Here is a 17,460-nt window from a genome sequence, read left to right as displayed (position 1 = left end):
GCTCCTACAGCTCGATGCTCATGCCGTCGAAGGCCACTTCGACGTTGCGCCGTGCCAGTTCGGCGCGCTCGGCGGAGTCTTCATCGAGAATCGGGTTGGTGTTGTTGATGTGGATAAGCACCTTGCGCTGGTCGGGGAAGCCCTCCAGCACTTCGAGCATGCCGCCGGGGCCGTTCTGCGCCAGGTGGCCCATTTCGCGACCGGTACGGGTACCGACACCGCGGCGCTGCATTTCATCATCCTCCCACAAGGTGCCGTCGACCAGCAGGCAGTCGGCGTCCTGCATCATCTGCAGCAGCGTGGCGTCGACCTGGCCCAGGCCCGGTGCATAGAACAGCTTGCCGCCGGTGCGCAGGTCCTCGACCATCAGCCCCAGGTTGTCGCCGGGGTGCGGGTCGAAGCGGTGCGGGGAATAGGGCGGGGCGGCGCTGCGCAGCGGGAAGGGAGTGAAGCGCAGGTTCGGGCACGCCTGGATCACGAAGCTGCCTTCGAGCGCGATGCGGTTCCACTGCAGGCCGCCGTTCCAGTGGCTGAGCATGGTGAACAGCGGGAAGCCGGTGCTCAGGTCCTGGTGGACCATGTCGGTGCACCAGACCTGGTGCGGGCAACCTTCGCGCAGGCTGAGCAGGCCGGTGGTGTGGTCGATCTGGCTGTCGAGCAGGATGATCGCATCGATGCCGCTGTCGCGCAGGGCACGCGCCGGCTGCATCGGCGCAAAGCCCTGCAGCTGCGCGCGGATGTCCGGCGAGGCGTTGCACAGCACCCAGTGAATGCCGTCGTCGGACAGGGCGATCGACGATTGGGTGCGTGCGCTGGCACGCAGGCTGCCATCACGAAAGCCCTTGCAGTTGACGCAGTTGCAGTTCCACTGCGGGAACCCGCCACCGGCGGCGGAACCTAGAATCTGGATGTACATGGCCACTCCTGCACCGTCTGAAAATGAAAACGCCCCGGCTGACCGAGGCGTTGTACCGCAAGCAGACTCAGCGACTTGCGAAGTACATGGTCACTTCAAAGCCAATACGCAGGTCAGTGTAAGCAGGTTTGGTCCACATGGGAGTACTCCTTCCGGATAGGTCTGGGGGTGGGGCGCTACTTATTTAGGCTGCCACTGAAACAAGGGGTTACAACAGCCCGGGTAGCGCCATCTTACTAAAATTATTGAACCGTATGGTTAACCCTGTGTGAAAGGTTGTTGCGTTGCAGGTAACAATCCGCTGTCTTGCGGCGCGCTGGCCAGGTACAGGGCGTTGTCGAACAGGTGCAGGACGGCGTGCGCCAGTTGTTGCGCGGTCACGGCCAGGATGTCTGCCTGCAGTGCTGTCAGGCTCGGCGTGGCGACACCGGCCAGGCGGGCCTGCCATGCCCACTCGGCGACGTCGGCGTTACCCATGTCCGGCTCGTGGAACTGGGCCGCCAGGGCCTGGCGTGCCTCGGTATCGTCGGCCAGGTCATGGGCGAATGCGTCGAGCACGCTGCGTATGTGCCCGAGAAGTGCTGCCGGGCTGGCAGTGGGTGATTGCACGCCCAGCAGCAGACCGGTGCAGCCCTGCAGCTGGCGCAGCGCGCTGAACACCGCGTAGCCCAACTGCAGTTCTACCCGCAGGCGCTGGTAGAAGGGGCCTTGCAGCCGGTGCGCCAGCAGGCGATAGATCGCTTCGGCGCCCACTGGGGCGGGGCAGAACACCAGCAGTGCGTGCTCACCTTCGGGCAGCGGTACGTGGTGCCACTGGCCGATGATCTGGCCCGTGACCGTCTCGGCCATGCCCGGCTGGCCTGGCACGTGTGCCAGCAGCCTGTTCAACGCAGGCTGCGCAGTGTCGGCGAAGCCACTGCTCATGCCCTGCCACTGTGCATGCTGCCAGAGCGCATCGAGGTCGGCCTGGGCGATGAGGCACGAGGGCAATGGCCCCTGGTCGCGCCCGACGAGGTAGCACGGCAGTTGCTTGAGCAGCAGACGGATGGGAATCAGCGGCAGCTCGGCGCCATGACCTGCCGTCCAATCCTGGGGCGCGGGCAGGTGCAGCAGTGTCAATGCCTGCTCGACGACGGCAATCACGGCAGCCGGCGCCCCTGCGCAACGCAGTTGCCAGAGGTGTTCGCACCCGCTCCATTGCAGCTCTATCGAGGCGCGAGTGGCGCGTTCGGCCAAGGGGCGCAAGGCAATGTCCAGCACCTGCCACAAGCGCTCCCGTAGCGCCGAGTGCACCTGCCAGCGCAGGTGGATCACCCCGTACTGGCGCATTGGCGGCAGCAGCAGGCTGTGCTCAAGCCCCGCTGGCGTCGGTGCGGCGCCTGCTTCGATCAGTTCGGCGGCCAGCAGGGGCTCGGCAGGCGGCAGGTGCCAAGGCTGGCAAGCCTTGCCGGCAAAAGGTTCGAGCACGGCCTGCAGCGCCGCAAGGCCGGTGTCGTCAAGAGCGTCGAAGGGCTGGCCACTGCTGTCGCGACGCGCCAGTTCCAGTGCGCCAGCAGCCTGCGCCCGCGACTGCTGAAGGCGCGCGTATTCGGTGTTCAGGCGCGTGAGGTCGGCGCTGCGCAGAAAACTCAGCCAGTCCTTGAACAAGGCTTCAACCTGATCGGCTGGCGCCGTCTTGCTCAAGGTGAAGTGGGCGTGCACCAGGGCTTGCCCGCTGAATTCATACAGCGGCGTGAAACTGAAGCGCTCCAGCCAGCGGCGCTGGCGCAGCGTGGCCAGCAGCCCGCCGGGGCGGGTGTCCGAGAGCCAGGTGTGGAGGAAGGTGAGCGCCTGCGTGGCGTCTTCGGGCAGGTGTTCGTAGCCGAGCAACAGGTCGAGCTGTCCCGGCAGCGGCTCGGCCCGTGCAGGTCCAGCCAGCAACGTCGGTGGTGGGCCCTGCTCGATGGCCTGCCCCGGTGTGAAGGCAGCCCCATGGCGCACCGCCATCGCTTCAAGGGTCGCCAGCGATTGCGGACCGACCAGGCTCAGGGTCATCTGCCCGGCCTGGTAGAAACGCTGGTGAAAGCCTTTCAGGGCCTGCTGGAAGGCGTCGTCCGGCACGTTCAAGCTGTAGCGGTTACCGGCGTGAAAGCCGCTCAGCGGGTGTTGCTTCGACACGCTCTGCAGCAGTGTGAACTGGCGCTGGGCTTCAGGGTTGCGGGCCCAGGCAATGAACTCGGCATGGATCACTTCGCGCTCGCGCACCTGTTGCGCACGATCGGCCTGGGGCTGGGCGAGCATCCCGCACAAGCGTTCCACACCTCCTTCGAAGGCGGCCATGGGCACTTCGAAAAAGAAGTCGGTAGTGCGCTCGCGGGTACTCGCATTGACCTGGCCGCCCTGGCGCTGCACGTAGCGCATCAGCGCATCGTCGATCGGGAAGCGTGCGTTGCCGAGGAAGAACAGGTGTTCGAGAAAGTGCGCCAGGCCCGGCCACGCCCGTGGCGCATCGTGGCTGCCGGCCCGCACCCGTATGGCCGCAGCGCAGCGCTTGAGGTGTGGCGCATGGCGCAGGGTGACCTGCAGGCCGTTGGGCAGGGTGAGGTGGGCGCTGGACATGACGGCTCCGGTAACGTGCGAACCGTCATGCTAGCGGATAAATCAGGGCTTGCGCGGGCTGGCGTGGAGTTCGGTGCGCAGGTCGTGCAGGTAAGGCGTGCTGGCCCGCCCCTCGTGTACGCGCTGCAGGTCAAGGTCTGCGACCAGCAGCGTGGCGTCATGCCCGGCCATGGCCAGCAGGCTGCCATCCGGCCCGACGATGCTGCTCTGCCCGCAATAGTGGATCTGCTGCTCGGCGCCACAGTAGTTGGCGTAGACCAGGTAGCACTGGTTCTCCTGGGCGCGTACGCGCACGGTGAACTGACAGATGAAATCGTAGGGCTGCATGTTGGCCGTCGGCACCAGGATCAGCTCGGCACCTGCCATGGCCAGGCGCCGGGCGTTTTCGGGGAACTCGATGTCGTAGCAGATCAGCAGGCCGACTTGCCAGCCATTGAGCGTGACCACCGGAAAGTGGTCGGGGCCGGGGCTGAACATGGCCCGGTCGAGGCCGCCGAACAGGTGGGTCTTGCGGTAGTTGGCCAGGCTGCTGCCGTGGGCGTCGATCAACTGCACGCTGTTGTACACCTGGCCGTCATCGCCGAGTTCGGGGTAGCCGTAGACGATGGCAATGCGATTGGCCTGGGCGATGTCCACCACGGCCATGGCCGAGGGACCGTCCTGCGGCTCGGCCAGGCGTGCGACCGCCTCGCTGCCGATGTTGTAGCCGCTGAGGAACATTTCCGGGCACACCAGCAACTCGGCGCCGCGTGCGGCGGCCAGGTGCGCCTGCTGGTGCAGGCGCTCCAGATTGCCGGGTACGTCCAGCGGGTGCGGCGGGCCCTGGTACAGGGCTATGCGCATGGGGTTCTCCTTTCAGTCGGCCAGGGCAATCGGGCCGATCTCGTTGAATACATCGCCTGGGCCGGGATTGTCGGCGTGGGTGCGGCCACCAAAGTGGTTCATGATGCCCCACACCGCGTTGAGCGAGGTCTGCACGGCGCCTTCGACCCAGGCCGGGGTCCAGGATACATCGTCACCGGCGATGAACATGCCGCGCTGCTCGGCGGGCATTTCCTGCTGCATGAAGTGTGCGTACATGCGCTGATTGTAGCGATAGTGGCCGGGCAGGGCGCCCTTGAACGCGCCCAGGAAGTGCGGGTCGGCCTCCCACGACACGGTGATCGGGTCGCCGATGATGTGCCCGGCGATGTCGACCTTGGGGTAGATCTTCTTGAGGGCGTCCAAGGCCAGCTTCACGCGTTTTTCCACCGGGTGCGGGAGCATCTTGAGTGCATCGCTCATCCACGAGTACGACAGACAGATCACCCCCGGCTTGTCGTCGCCGTTGTCGAACAGGTAGGTGCCGCGGGTGAGGCGGTCGGTGAGGGTCATGCTCATCAGGTCGCGGCCGGTCTCGGGGTCCTTGTCCTTCCAGAACGGGCGGTCGACCATCACGAAGGTTTTCGACGCCTGCATGTAGCGGGTGCGGTCCAGGGCCATCCACATCTTCTGCGAGAACAGCGACTCTTCGCACTCGATCTGGGTGGTCAGCAGCCAGCTCTGGCAGGTGGTGAGCACGGCGGCGTAGTGGCGGGTGTCGCCCCAGGTGTCGGTGACGGCCAGGCGGCCATCGGCGGCACGGGCGATGCTTTTGACGCCCGAGCGCGGTGCGCCGCGGTGCAGCGTACTGAGACTGGTGCCGGCCGGCCAATGAGCACAGCGCTCAGGCACATGGCGCCAGATACCCTGTGGCACCTGCTCGACGCCGCCCACTACAAGGTGCTGGTGATCGTCGCAGTTGGTCATCACCACACGGAAGATCTCGAGCATCGAGTTGGGGAAATCCGAGTCCCAGCCACCGGTGCCGAAACCGACCTGGCCGAACACTTCGCGGTGCAGGAAGCTGAGCTTGGCAAAGGCCTTGGAGGTGGCGACAAAGTCGTAGAAGGTGCGGTCGTCCCACAGCGGTACCAGGGTGTTCCACAGTGCCTTCAGGCGCGGCACATCGCGCTCGCGGATGGCCTGCTGGATATCGCCGAAGCGGGCGCCGTCTTCCAGCGCATCGGCCCAGGCGTCGGCCACTTCCTGGAACAGTGCGGGCAGGTCGGCAAGCTTCTCGGCGTAGTGGGTCTGGCCTTCAAGGTCGACCACGGTGCTGCCCGAGGCTGCGGTCAGTGGGTTGGGAAAGGGGCGGGTTTCAAGCCCGAGCTTGTCGACGTAATGATAGAAGGCGGTAGAGGAGACCGGAAAACGCATGCCGCCCAGTTCCGCGACGATGCCATCGGTGCCGGCGAAGGTCTGCGAGCGCAGGCGCCCGCCCATTTTCGAGGCCTCGTAGACCACGGGCTTGAGGCCCAGCTTCATCAACTCATAGGCCGCCACGAGCCCGGCGATACCGGCACCGACGATGGCGACTTCTTCGCCGTGGCGCTCGGCGGGGATGCTGCCCAGACCAGCCGGGTGTTCGATCCAGTCGTCGAAGGCAAAGGGGAAGTCGGGGCCAAAGATGGTGATTGGCTTTTTACCGTCGGCGGGGTGGCGATTGTTGTTCATGAGTGACCTTGCCAGGGGCTGCGCGGGAGGCGGAGCTTGAGTATAGGAAATGCCTGGCGGTCATTTTACGGGGGGGGAGTGTTGGTTATTAAGGTGCAGAGTGTCGTCGTTTTGTGGTGATTCTGGTCATTATGACGATAATAATCTGCAAAGTGATGCGTCTGCTCAGGAGGACGCCGGCCAACTGAATGGCTGCATAGCCCTGCAGGACAGGTGTTGCAGGGGTGTCAAACCGGCTGGCCGCGGTCCACCTTGCTGCTGAGGATGATCGAAGTGGTGGTCTTCTCCACACCTTCCACGCTGCCGATCTGGTCGAGCAACTGGTCGAGCTGCTCGGGCGAGTCGCTGCGCAGCCACGCCACGTAGTCATATTCGCCACTGACCGCACACAGCTGCTGGACCTGGCCCATGGCGCTCAGGCGGCGCACCACCTCCTTGCCTGCACGTGGGCGCACGGTAATGCCGACATACGCCTGCAAGCCGCCGTCGATCACGCGCTGGCCAAGGCGTACACCGTAACCACTGATGACGTTGGTCTTCTCCAGACGCGCCAGACGCGCGGTCACGGTGGTGCGGGCAATCCCCAATTGTCGGGCCAGCATGGCCACGCTTTCGCGGGCGTTGATCTGCAGGGCGGCGATCAGTTGACGGTCGATTTCGTCGAGGGCGGCAGGGCGGGTGGGCATGGACAAGGTTCGTTTCAGTCGGCTCGAAAGGTGCGCCGATTAACGCAGCTAATCGGCGCACTGTCCACGCCAGCGCTGTCAGCTGGCGGCCTTGAAGCAATGTTCCAGCCCCGGGAACGCGCCGCTGCGTACTTCGTCGGCATAGTCTCCCAGCGCCTTCTCTATCTGCATTTGCAAGTCGGCGTAGCGTTTGACGAAGCGTGGCTGATACTCGCCGAACAGGCCCAGCAGGTCCTCGGTCACCAATACCTGTCCGTCACATGCAGGCGAAGCGCCGATGCCGATAGTGGGGATGCGCAGTTCTTCACTCACGCTGCGTGCGAGCGGTTCTGCAATGCCTTCGAGTACGACCGAGAATGCGCCGGCGGCTTGCATGGCCAAGGCATCGTCACGCACTTTCTGCGCGCTTTGCGGGTCGCGTCCCTGGGCTTTGAAGCCGCCCATGCTGTTGACCTGCTGGGGCATCAGACCGACGTGGGCCATGACCGGAATGCCGCGGCGCACCAGGAATTCGACGGTCTCGGCCATCTCGGCGCCGCCTTCGAGTTTGATGCCCTGGGCGCCGGTTTCGCGCAGCACGCGCGCGGCGCTGTGAAAGGCCTGTTCGTTCGATGCCTGGTAGCTGCCGAAGGGCAGGTCGACCACGACACAGGCGCGTTCGCTGCCGCGCATCACTGCCTGGCCGTGGGCGATCATCATGTCCAGGGTCACGCCCAGGGTGCTGGGCATGCCATACAGCACCATGCCCACCGAGTCGCCGACGATGATCAGGTCGGCATGGGCATCCACCCAGCGCGCCATCGGCAGGCTATAGGCGGTCAGCACTACCAGGCTGCCGGCGCCTTTGCGCTGCTGCAGGGCGGGAATGGTGAGGCGGTTGAGGCGTACATGCGTGCTCATCGACAAGGCTCCGATTGGGTTGTGCAGCGGGTTGCGGCGCAGGCTACCATCGGCATTCATGGCTCACTTGAGCACAGGGGACAGCTGATGCCGCAAACGGGACAGTCGTGCGAGGTGCCGCAGGTGCCGCTGGTGCTCACGCACCCGGTACAGCGGCGCATGTTCGGGATCCCGGCGGGCTATGAGGTGCAGATGCACAGCCACGACTGGGTGCAGTTCACCTATGCCAGTGCCGGGATCATGCAGGTGCTGACCGAGCACCACAGCTACCTGCTGCCGCCGCAATGCGCGCTGTGGATACCGGCCGGCGTGCGCCACACCGCGTTCAGCGAGCAGGCGCTGGCCTTTCGCGGGTTGTACCTGGATGCCTCGGTGCTGCAGGGTTATCGACGAGATTGTGCAGTGCTGCAGGTAACGCCGCTGGTGCGCGAGTTGATCGAGCGTGTCAGTCAGTTTCCCGACCACTACCCACCACAAGGACCGCAGGCGCGCCTGCTGCAGGTGTTGGTGGATGAGCTGCGCGAGCTGGTCGAAGCGCCGTTCAGCCTGCCGTTGCCCAGTGACCCGCGGCTGCGCCGGATCACGGATGCGTTGCAGGCTGAACCGGGTGACAACCGCACCATCGAGCAATGGGCGCAGCAGGTGGGTGCGTCGCGGCGCACGCTGGTGCGTCTGTTCCAGGCGCAGACGCAGCTGTCGTTTCGCGAGTGGCGTCAGCGCCTGCGCTTGCTGGCGGCGCTGCCGATGCTGGCGCAAGGCATGAGCGTGACCCGGCTGGCGAATGAGCTGGGGTACGACTCGGTGTCGGCGTTCATCGGTTTGTTCCAGCGTCATTACGGCAAGACGCCAGGGGCGTATGCGACCAGCCTGGCCAGATCATCCGGCTGAATATCCCTGGCACGGAGCACGGCGTGAGGTGGCATTCGTCACTGAATGTTTGTAATGGGAATGATTCGCTATTAAGGTGCGCGCGGTCGCCATGCATATGCGTGGCTTTTTTGGGCTTCCCGGGCTGGGGCGTGCCATGTCGCAACCTGAAACCGACTCGATCATTTCCCTTGATGTGCTCTACGGCGCGCACCACGGCTGGCTGCAGGGCTGGTTGCGGCGTTCGGTGGGGTGTTCGCAGCAGGCGGCGGATCTGGCCCAGGACACGTTCCTGCGCTTGCTGGTGCGCGGCCAGCCGATCAGCAACCTGGCGCCGCGGGCACTGCTCGCGCGGATTGCGCGCGGCCTGATGATCGATCACTGGCGACGGGATGCGCTGGAACGCGCCTATCTGGAGACCCTGGCGCAATTGCCGCTGAGCAGCCACCCGTCACCGGAGGTCCGCCACGAGGCCCTGCAGTGCCTGGAGCGCATCGCGAAGTTGCTCGATGGCCTCAAGCCTGCGGTGCGTGAAGCCTTTGTGCTGTATCAGCTGGGAGGCCTGAGCCACGCGCAGGTGGCGCAGGAGCTGGGGGTGTCCAGCCGCACCGTCGAGCGGCATGTGGCCAGTGCGCTGCTGCATTGCTATCGCGTGTGTTTCGAGGGGCCGCCATGAGCGTGTCTGCAGAACGCGTGCCTGAACCTATCGTGCGCGCAGCCATCGCGTGGCAGATGCGCTTGCGGACCAACGCCGGCAGTGCCGAGCTGCATGGCCAGTTCCAGGACTGGCTGGGCCGCGATACCCGCCATCAACTGGCCTGGCAACGCTTGCAGCAGATGGGGGGAATATTCCAGGCCAGCCCGCTGCCCGATGCTACTCAGACCATCCCCTTGTTGCGTCGGGCGGAGGTCGACCTGGGCCGACGCCGCGCGCTGAAAGTGCTGGGTCTGGGGGCGGCAGGCGTCACGCTGCTGGCGGTCAATGCACCGCCTGCCTGGCATGCCGACTTTTCCACGGGCGTTGGCGAACGTCGGCAGGTGGCACTGGCGGACGGCGGCCAGGTGCTGCTCAACACCGGCAGTGCGCTGGATGTACGGGGGCGCGAGTTGCTGTTGCGGGCCGGTGAAATGCTGCTGGACGGTGACCGCTGGCAGGCGCGGTGCCGCTTTGCGTCGTGCGAAGGGCAGCAGGCCAGGGTGCTGTTGCGCGAGCATGACGGCTACAGCGAGATTCGTGTGGCGCGTGGCCAGGTGCAGGTTCGGGCCGGCGCCGAGCAGCGCTCGCTGCAGGCCGGCGAGGGCCTGAGCGTATCGGCGCTGGGCATGAGCGCGCTGGGCCTGGGGCCGCTGGACCCCTTTGCCTGGGCGCGTGGCCTGATGGTGGTCAACGATATTCGGCTATCGGAGTGCCTGGCCGAGGCCGGGCGTTACCGCCAGGGCTGGCTGGGCTGCGACAGCGCAGTGGCCGAGCTGCGTCTTTCCGGGGTATTCCGTCTGGATGAACCGATGCAGATGCTGCGCAACCTCACCCACCTGCTACCGGTGAAAATCGTCGAGCGCACCCGCTGGTGGGTACGCATCGTGGCGGTGGCATAAAAAACTGTCGGATTTTTTCGACTCGTCCGGTTAGGGAAGATCATTCCCTCAATGGATACCGTCATGCGTTGTGCCAAACCCCTGCCGCTCCCTCCCACGCCTCGTGCGTTGCCCATGGCCATCTGCCTGGCGCTGGCCTTGATGGGCGGCACTGCGAGCCTGTCGGTGCAGGCCGCTGCAGCGGCGTCCGCAGTGGCTGCCCCGCGCATTGCGGCCGGCCCGCTTGGCCAGGCGCTGAGCACATTCGCAGAGCGGGCGGGCATCACGCTGTCGTATTCCCCGCAGCAGGTGCGTGGCCTGAACAGCCCGGGCCTGGTCGGTGGCGGATCGCTGGAGGATGGGCTGGCGGCCCTGCTCGGCAGCAGTGGCCTGGTCGCGCGCAAGACCGCGTCGGGGTATGTGGTGGTGCCCGCGCAGACCGAGTCGAGCCTTGAACTCGACGCTACCAGCATCGACGCAAGCGCCGTGCAGAGCGCCTTTGCACCGGTACCGGGATATTTCGCCAGCACAGCCAGCAGCGCCACCAAGACCGATCGGCCAATCCTGGAAACCGCACAGAGCATCAGTGTGGTCACCGCCGAGCAGATCGCCGACCGCAAGGTCAACCGCGTGGAGGATGCGGTGGCCTATAGCGCAGGCGTGCGGGTAGGCAGTTCGGGGCTTGATCCGCGCTTCGACATGATCAGCGTGCGCGGGTTCGAGACCACCATGGCCGCCGACTTCCTGGACGGCCTGCGTCAGCCCGGCAGCGGCTGGCTGTCGCTGTACTCCACCGAGGCCTACAACCTCGAACGTATCGAAGTGCTCAAGGGCCCGGCCTCGGTGCTCTATGGGCAGATCAGCCCTGGCGGCATGGTCAACCGGGTGAGCAAGCGACCAAGCCTGCTGGCCAGGAACGAGGTGCAGGTGCAGTCCGGCAATTACAACCATCAGCAGGGCCAGTTCGATATCGGTGGTCGCCTGGATGAGGACGGCGATGTGCTGTTCCGAACCGTCGGCGTGTACCGCGATGCCGAGAACTACATCGAACAACTGAACAACGATGTGCGCATGCTCGCGCCGTCGCTGAGCTGGCAGATCGACCCCGACACCAGCCTGACCGTGCTGGCGCAGTACCAGGAGCGTGAAACCGCGGGCTCGCCCATGCTCTACCAGCAAGGTGATCACCTGACCAACTTCTGGCAGGGCGACGAGTACTTCGACAAGCTTGAGCAGCGCCAGTGGACGCTCGGCTACGAGTTCGAGCACCGCTTCAACGACACCTTCACCTTCCAGCAGAACCTGCGTTACGGCCAGGTGGACACCACCAACCAGTACCTTGAGCCTTCCGAGGCCGGCGATGGTCATACCCTCGACCGTGACGCGGTCGGGGTGTACGAAGACATGTCCTCGCTGTCGACCGATACCCGCCTGGTGAGCCGCTTCGACACCGGTGAGCTGCGCCACACACTGGTCACCGGCTGGGACTACGCACGGGTCGAGACATCGCTGTTGTACGCCACCGGGCCTGGCCCGTCGCTGGACCGTTATGCCCCGGACTACCACCAGCCGGTAGCGCGCCCCACCGATCCGCTGGCCGACGAGGACGGGCTGGAGCACCGTAGCGGGCTCTACCTGCAGGACCAGATCGAGATCGATCGCTGGCGCCTTTCGGCCGGGTTGCGCCGCGACTTCGTGCATGTGCGCCGTACCAACAACCTGGCCGATACCAACCGCAAGGACACCGACTCGGCCACGACCGGGCAGCTCGGCGTGCTGTACCTGTTCGATAACGGCATCGCCCCCTACGCCAGCTATGCGACCTCGTTCCTGCCGCAAACCAGCAGCCAGCCCGACGGCTCGCCGTACAAGGCGACCGAGGGCAAGCAGTACGAAGTGGGCCTGAAGTACCAGCCGCCGGGCACCGAGACGATGCTGACGGCTTCGCTCTATCACCTGACGCAGCGCAACGTGCTCAACCGAGACCTGTCCGACCCGCTCAAGAGCATCGCCACCGGCGAGCAGGTGTCCCGTGGCCTTGAGCTGGAAGCGGTGTCCGACCTGAGCGATCGTCTGAAAATGACCGCCAGCTACAGCTACAACGATGCCGAGGTGACCAGGAGCAACGACGGCAACGAGGGCAAGGCACCGCTCAACGTGCCGCGCCACCTGGCTTCGCTGTGGCTCGATTACCGCCTGCCGTTCGGCCTGGGCGTGTCGACGGGGGCGCGCTATACCGGCAGCAACTATGGCGACAATGACAACAGGGTGAAGAACGAGGGCTACACCCTGGTCGATGCCGGCGTGCATTACGACTTTGGCGGTGGCCTGGATGGGGTGCGCCTGGCCTTCAATGCCCGCAACCTGACCGACAAGCGCTACATCAATTGTCAGCAGGGTTACTGCTATCGGGGCGAGGCGCGCAGCCTGGTCACCAGTCTCAGCTATCGCTGGTAAGGAGTGCGAGCATGATTGGCAAGGTTATGGTCTGGTTGGGTGCGCTTGTGCTCAGTGGCATTTCGGCGGCCCAGGCGCAGCCGGTGACGCTCGAGGGTACCGAGCAGTGGATGATGAAAAGTGCCGAAGGGCGCGAGTACCGCATCATGGTCAGCCTGCCGGAGGGCGATGTGCCATGGACGGGCGGTTACCCGGTGATCTATCTGCTGGATGGCAACGCCTACTTTCCGGCCTTTCATGCGGCCAAGCGGGCGCAGGACCGGCTGCGCGGCTCGATTCTGGTGGCGATCGGCTACCCGAGCGACACGCCGCTGGACTTCGAACGTCGTGCGTTCGACCTGTCGCCGCCCCAGCCTGCCGAACGCAACACACCGCCACAAGGCGGGCAGGACCTGTTTCTGGATTTCATCGAGAAGCGCCTGATGCCCAGGGTGGCCGAGCGCTTCAAGGTCGACCAGGACCAGCGCAGCCTGGTGGGGCATTCTTTCGGCGGGATGTTCGGGGTGTATGCACTGTTCACCCGCCCGGCGTTGTTCCAGCATGTGGTGGCGGTGAGCCCGAGCCTGTGGTGGCGCGATCGCTACCTGATGGCGCCTGAGCGTGCGTTCACCAAGCAGGCGCATGCCGGGCAGGTTGACCTGACCCATCGCAGCCTGACGTTGCTGATGGGCGAGCGCGACATGGTGCAGGAGATCCAGGATGCGCGGGCGCTGCAGCAGCGCCTGCAGGACCTTTCGCAGTATGGGCTGCGCAGTGATTTCCAGATCGAGGCGGGTGAGGACCACATGTCGGTGCCGTTTCGCATTCCCACGCGGGTACTGGATGAGTTGATCAGTACGCGGCGGTTTTGAGGGGCGGCACGTTGGGACCGACCCACTTGGTGAGCCGATCAGAGCGGCTATTCGGCTCATTACATGAGCCGATTACGATGATTATTCGGCTCACCGTCGCTTATTGGGTAGCACAGGCAGCAACGCCGCTACGCTAGAAACGCAAAAGCCGCGCGATGCGCGGCTTTGAGTATGGTGGGCCCACACGGACTTGAACCGTGGACCAAAGGATTATGAGTCCTCTGCTCTAACCAACTGAGCTATAGGCCCCAGTGGACGCGGATTATAGCGAGGGTTTCGAGGCTGTGCTATCCGAAAGATCCGAAACTGCCCGACGCAGAAAGGTCGCGGCAAATTCCGCCGCCGGCAACGGCAGGCTGACGATGTAACCCTGGATCTGTTCGCACCCTTCGGCCGCCAGAAACTGCTGCTGCGCCTGGGTCTCCACACCCTCGGCAATGATGGTCAATTGCATGCTGCGCCCCAGCGCAATGATCGCCCGCGCAATCGCCGCGTCATGCGGGTCATCCGGCAGGCCGCGGATGAACGACTGGTCGATCTTGAGGATGTCCAGCGGCAGGCGCTTGAGGTAGCTGAGCGAGGAATAGCCGGTGCCGAAGTCGTCGATCGCCAACTGCACGCCCAGGCGCTTGAGCTGATGCAGGATGGCCAGGGCCTCTTCGGCCTGGCTCATGATGAAGTTCTCGGTGATCTCCAGTTGCAGCTCGCCGGCCTTGAGCTGGTGGGTCTTGAGCAGTTGCTCGATGCGTTTGACCAGCAGCGGCTGACGCAACTGGGCGCCTGCCAGGTTGACCGACAGCGGCCCGAACGTGCGGTAGTGCTGTTTCCACACCTGCATCTGCCGACACGCTTGCTCCAGTACCCAGTCACCCAGTTGCAGGATCATGCCGTTCTCTTCGGCCAACGGGATGAAGTGCTCCGGTGGTACGTCGCCAAAGGTCGGGTGATGCCAGCGAATCAGCGCTTCGGCACCCACCAGGCTCTGGGTCTTGAGGCTGAACTTGGGTTGGTAGCTCAAGGTCAGCTCGTTGCGCTCGATGGCCCGGCGCAGTTCATGCTCCAGGGCAATCCGCTCTGCCGCCTGGGCCGTGAGGTCGCGGGTGTAGCTCTCGACGCGGTTGCGCCCCTTGGCCTTGGACCGGTACATCGCTGCATCCGCGTTGCGGATCAGCGAGGCTACGTCGGTGCCGTCCTGCGGGTACAGGCTGGTACCGATGCTGGCACTGGTGAAGAACTCGTGCTCGCCGGCCTGGAACGGCGCACCGAAGCACGCCAGCAGCTTGTTGGCGATGTGTTCGGCATCACTGGCCTGGTGCAGGCCGGGCAGCAGGATGATGAACTCGTCACCGCCTAGCCGCGCCACGGTATCGATATCGCGCACCTGCTCCTTCAGGCGCTGGGCAATGGCCTTGAGCAGCAGGTCGCCGACCGGGTGGCCCAGGCTGTCGTTGATGTGCTTGAAACGGTCCAGGTCCAGGAACAATACCGCGCCCTGGCGGCTGGAAGCCTGCGCGCAGTTGAGCGCGGCCAGCAGCCGGCTCTCGAACAGGGTGCGGTTGGGCAGGCCGGTCAGCGGGTCGTGGTGCGCCTGGTAATCAAGCTTGGCCTGGGCATGCTTGAGGCTGGAGATGTCGGCGAACACCGCCACGAAATGGGTGATGGCGCGTTCGTGGTTGCGTACCGCGCTGATGGTCAGCCAGGCCGGGTAGAGTTCGCCATTCTTGCGCCGGTTCTGGATTTCGCCCTGCCAGTGGCCTTCGGCGGTCAACTGGTGCCACAGTGCGGCATAGAACGCGCTGTCGTGCTGGCCAGAGGCGAGCAGGCGCGGGGTCTGCCCGAGGGCTTCGAACTCGCTGTAGCCGGTGATCTCGCTGAAGGCACGGTTGACCGCGCTGATGTGCTGGTCGATGTCGGTGATCAGTACGCCTTCGGCGGTATTTTCGAAGACGGTGGCTGCCAGTTGCAGCTTTTCCTGCATCAGGTGCCGTTCGGTGATGTCGCGGGCAATGGTCAGCATGCAGTCGACACCGGCAATCGGCAGTGGTCGTGCCGACAGTTCGCACAGGCGGATCTGCCCATCTGCCCGGCGTATGTGGCAACTGAAGTCACGCACGAAGCCGTTCTTTTTCAACTGTTCGAGCAGGGTACGGCGCTCGTTCAGGTCGACCCAGATACCCAGGTCCAGGGAGGTGTGGTCCAGCGAGAGGTGGCTGTCGAAGCCGGTCAGGCGGCAGAACCCGTCGTTCACTTCGAGCAGCAGGCCGTCGCTCTGACGTGACAGCAGCAGGCCGTCGGGCGAGGCATGGAAGGCCTTGGCGAATTTTTCCTCGGAGGTTTGCAACTGCTCCTGAGTGTGTTTCAACTGGCTGATGTCGCGCACCGCCACCACCAGCGCCGGCGTGTTGTCCAGGTCGAAGATCTCGGCCGAGGTGAGGCCGGTGAACACCTGGCCGTTGCTGCGCCGGAAGGGCATTTCCAGGTTGCGGATATTGCCTGCCTGCAAGCGCTGCAGCACGCCAGGGCCTGCACCCTCGATGCCCCACAGGTTGAGCTCGGTGGCGGTGCGGCCGATCACCTGGTCCTGGCTCATGCCGATCTGCTCTTCGAACGCCTCGTTCACCTCCAGCAGGCAGCCGTCGCTGACCCGTGCGATGAGCAGGATGTCCGGGCATTGCTGGAACACCGAGGCAAACTTCTGTTCGGACAGGCGCAGGGCCTGTTCGGTGTTCTTGGTTTCACTGATGTCGATCATCAGCCCGCGCATCACCGGGGTGGGCCCGTGCTCGATGAGGCTGACGATGTCGCGCACCCAGAGGATGCTGCCGTCGGCGCGAATCACCCGGTAGTCGAGGCTGTGGTCGCGCCCTGCTGCGGTTTCGCTGTCGCAATAGGCCTGCGCCCACAAGGCGTCGTCCGGGTGCAGGATGTCGCGCCAGAAGCCTGCCTTGTGCCATTGGCTGACCGGATAGCCGAGCAGTTGCTCGGCATGCGGCGATACGTAGCTGTAGGTGAAGTTGTTGGCGTCGGCTTCCCAGGCAATCGCCGAGAGGCTTTCGACCAGGCCGCGGTAGTGGTACTCGCTGCTGCGCAATTCCTGTTCCAGGGCGATGCGTCGAGAAATTTCGGAGCTGAGCCGACGGTTCACGCGGATCACGGCGGCGAGGATGGCCACCAGCACCAGAACGCCGGGCAGGCCGTAGAGCAGCAGGTCGTGCCACAGGTTGCGGTTGTCCAGGACCTTGCCCACCCAGCGTTCCTGGATATCATTGACCTCGGCCGGGCTCATGTCGGAAAGCACCTTGTCGAGAATGCCGACCAGCATCTTCTGCTCGCGTGGCACGGCCATCGCCAGTTGATAGCGGTAGGGTGTTTCTCCACTGACGTAGAGCCCTTCGAGCCTTAGCTGGCGCAGGCTCCAGACACTCGAGGCGAGGTCGCCGACGACCGCATCGACTTCGTCGGTGGCCAGGGCCTGAAGGGCCGAGCTGACATTGGGCAGGGCCACCAGGTTGAGGTCGGGGTGGTGGGTGCGCAGCAATTCGTGGGGCGCGTAGTTCTCCACCACGGCCACCTTCAGCCCGTACAGGCCTTTGAGGTCGCGCGGTTTTGGGCCGCCCTCATGGGCAAGGATCACGATGGGGAAGTCCAGGTAGGGGCGGGTGAAGGCAAGGTAGCCCTGGCGCTCGGGAGTGGACATCACGCCTGGCAGCAGGTCCAGCTTGTTGTGCCGGGCCTGTTCGAGCACCGCCGACCAACTGACCGGTTCGATCGGCGTGAAGGTTGTGCCCAGACGCTTCTGGATCACGGCAATGTAGTCGGCGGCCAATCCCTGGTAGCGGCCCTCCTGGTCCCGGTATTCGAACGGTGGCCATGAGGCGTCGACGCCCAGGCGCAGCTGCGGGTGTGCGCTGAGCCAGGCCTGCTCTTCGTCGGTCAGGGTCAAGGCGCCGGCCGTTGCACTCCAGACCAGCAGGAGGTGCAGCATAAGGGCCGGCAGTCTGGGCATAGCGGCCTCGTCACACAAGTGGGTTGGTTCGAGTGTAGACGTGCCTTTCGCCCAAGGGCCAGTCGCCAA

General features: G+C 64.8%; 13 protein-coding genes and 1 tRNA gene. 5 read left to right on the top strand and 9 right to left on the bottom strand.

Annotated features, from left to right (window positions below; translation table 11 throughout):
• Positions 1-4: 4 nt before the first annotated feature.
• From pqqB to panB, 7 genes are all read right to left on the bottom strand, one after another.
• The gene (gene pqqB / locus KUO17_RS01490; protein ID WP_217973278.1) at positions 5-916 is read right to left on the bottom strand and encodes a pyrroloquinoline quinone biosynthesis protein PqqB; all 912 of its coding nucleotides are present in this window, start codon (positions 914-916) and stop codon (positions 5-7) included.
• A gap of 67 nt (positions 917-983) precedes the next feature.
• Positions 984-1,055 (bottom strand): pyrroloquinoline quinone precursor peptide PqqA, encoded by a 72-nt coding sequence (pqqA, locus tag KUO17_RS01485; RefSeq protein WP_008365141.1) that lies wholly within the window; start codon positions 1,053-1,055, stop codon positions 984-986.
• A gap of 119 nt (positions 1,056-1,174) precedes the next feature.
• On the bottom strand, positions 1,175-3,514 hold the full coding sequence (pqqF, locus tag KUO17_RS01480) for a pyrroloquinoline quinone biosynthesis protein PqqF (RefSeq protein WP_217973277.1): 2,340 nt from the start codon (positions 3,512-3,514) through the stop codon (positions 1,175-1,177).
• 42 nt (positions 3,515-3,556) lie between these two features.
• On the bottom strand, positions 3,557-4,357 hold the full coding sequence (locus KUO17_RS01475) for a carbon-nitrogen hydrolase family protein (protein ID WP_217973276.1): 801 nt from the start codon (positions 4,355-4,357) through the stop codon (positions 3,557-3,559).
• A 12-nt stretch (positions 4,358-4,369) separates the two neighbouring features.
• Complete coding sequence (locus KUO17_RS01470) at positions 4,370-6,049, bottom strand: flavin monoamine oxidase family protein (RefSeq protein WP_217973275.1); 1,680 nt, start codon at positions 6,047-6,049, stop codon at positions 4,370-4,372.
• Positions 6,050-6,276: 227 nt separating this feature from the next.
• Positions 6,277-6,735, bottom strand: coding sequence for an Lrp/AsnC family transcriptional regulator (locus KUO17_RS01465; protein ID WP_217973274.1), 459 nt, complete (start codon positions 6,733-6,735; stop codon positions 6,277-6,279).
• A 78-nt stretch (positions 6,736-6,813) separates the two neighbouring features.
• Positions 6,814-7,635 (bottom strand): 3-methyl-2-oxobutanoate hydroxymethyltransferase, encoded by an 822-nt coding sequence (gene panB / locus KUO17_RS01460; protein WP_217973273.1) that lies wholly within the window; start codon positions 7,633-7,635, stop codon positions 6,814-6,816.
• An 87-nt stretch (positions 7,636-7,722) separates the two neighbouring features.
• Here panB and KUO17_RS01455 point away from each other — a divergent pair, with 87 nt between their 5' ends.
• The 5 genes from KUO17_RS01455 to KUO17_RS01435 all read left to right on the top strand — a co-directional run bounded on the left by KUO17_RS01455 (position 7,723) and on the right by KUO17_RS01435 (position 13,385).
• Positions 7,723-8,523, top strand: a complete 801-nt coding sequence (locus KUO17_RS01455) for an AraC family transcriptional regulator (protein ID WP_217973272.1) — start codon at positions 7,723-7,725, stop codon at positions 8,521-8,523.
• Positions 8,524-8,659: 136 nt separating this feature from the next.
• Positions 8,660-9,178, top strand: coding sequence for a sigma-70 family RNA polymerase sigma factor (locus tag KUO17_RS01450; RefSeq protein WP_217973271.1), 519 nt, complete (start codon positions 8,660-8,662; stop codon positions 9,176-9,178).
• The gene (locus tag KUO17_RS01445; protein WP_217973270.1) at positions 9,175-10,098 is read left to right on the top strand and encodes a DUF4880 domain-containing protein; all 924 of its coding nucleotides are present in this window, start codon (positions 9,175-9,177) and stop codon (positions 10,096-10,098) included. The genes KUO17_RS01450 and KUO17_RS01445 overlap by 4 nt, the downstream gene beginning before the upstream one ends.
• A 114-nt stretch (positions 10,099-10,212) precedes the next feature.
• Positions 10,213-12,534 (top strand): TonB-dependent siderophore receptor, encoded by a 2,322-nt coding sequence (locus KUO17_RS01440; RefSeq protein ID WP_255263344.1) that lies wholly within the window; start codon positions 10,213-10,215, stop codon positions 12,532-12,534.
• Between the two features lie 11 nt (positions 12,535-12,545).
• A complete protein-coding gene (locus KUO17_RS01435; protein ID WP_217973268.1) occupies positions 12,546-13,385 on the top strand; it encodes an alpha/beta hydrolase in 840 nt (279 codons plus the stop codon).
• A gap of 172 nt (positions 13,386-13,557) precedes the next feature.
• Here the strand turns inward: KUO17_RS01435 and KUO17_RS01430 are convergent.
• Both KUO17_RS01430 and KUO17_RS01425 read right to left on the bottom strand, forming a co-directional pair.
• Positions 13,558-13,634: transfer RNA gene (locus tag KUO17_RS01430), tRNA-Ile, on the bottom strand.
• 13 nt (positions 13,635-13,647) lie between these two features.
• Complete coding sequence (locus KUO17_RS01425; RefSeq protein ID WP_217973267.1) at positions 13,648-17,391, bottom strand: bifunctional diguanylate cyclase/phosphodiesterase; 3,744 nt, start codon at positions 17,389-17,391, stop codon at positions 13,648-13,650.
• Positions 17,392-17,460 lie beyond the last annotated feature (69 nt).

Origin of the sequence: Pseudomonas aegrilactucae, assembly GCF_019168305.1 — a bacterium.
Classification (GTDB): Bacteria; Pseudomonadota; Gammaproteobacteria; order Pseudomonadales; family Pseudomonadaceae; genus Aquipseudomonas; species Aquipseudomonas aegrilactucae.
This window is presented reverse-complemented; position numbering and strand designations above follow the sequence as displayed.

Bases quoted from the DNA above. Each gene is read 5' to 3' on its own strand.
- pqqB (WP_217973278.1), bottom strand. From the start codon at position 916: ATGTACATCCAGATTCTAGGTTCCGCCGCCGGTGGCGGGTTCCCGCAG.
- pqqF (WP_217973277.1), bottom strand. From the start codon at position 3,514: ATGTCCAGCGCCCACCTCACCCTGCCCAACGGCCTGCAGGTCACCCTG.
- KUO17_RS01475 (WP_217973276.1), bottom strand. From the start codon at position 4,357: ATGCGCATAGCCCTGTACCAGGGCCCGCCGCACCCGCTGGACGTACCC.
- KUO17_RS01470 (WP_217973275.1), bottom strand. From the start codon at position 6,049: ATGAACAACAATCGCCACCCCGCCGACGGTAAAAAGCCAATCACCATC.
- KUO17_RS01465 (WP_217973274.1), bottom strand. From the start codon at position 6,735: ATGCCCACCCGCCCTGCCGCCCTCGACGAAATCGACCGTCAACTGATC.
- panB (WP_217973273.1), bottom strand. From the start codon at position 7,635: ATGAGCACGCATGTACGCCTCAACCGCCTCACCATTCCCGCCCTGCAG.
- KUO17_RS01455 (WP_217973272.1), top strand. From the start codon at position 7,723: ATGCCGCAAACGGGACAGTCGTGCGAGGTGCCGCAGGTGCCGCTGGTG.
- KUO17_RS01450 (WP_217973271.1), top strand. From the start codon at position 8,660: ATGTCGCAACCTGAAACCGACTCGATCATTTCCCTTGATGTGCTCTAC.
- KUO17_RS01445 (WP_217973270.1), top strand. From the start codon at position 9,175: ATGAGCGTGTCTGCAGAACGCGTGCCTGAACCTATCGTGCGCGCAGCC.
- KUO17_RS01440 (WP_255263344.1), top strand. From the start codon at position 10,213: ATGGCCATCTGCCTGGCGCTGGCCTTGATGGGCGGCACTGCGAGCCTG.
- KUO17_RS01435 (WP_217973268.1), top strand. From the start codon at position 12,546: ATGATTGGCAAGGTTATGGTCTGGTTGGGTGCGCTTGTGCTCAGTGGC.
- KUO17_RS01425 (WP_217973267.1), bottom strand. From the start codon at position 17,391: ATGCCCAGACTGCCGGCCCTTATGCTGCACCTCCTGCTGGTCTGGAGT.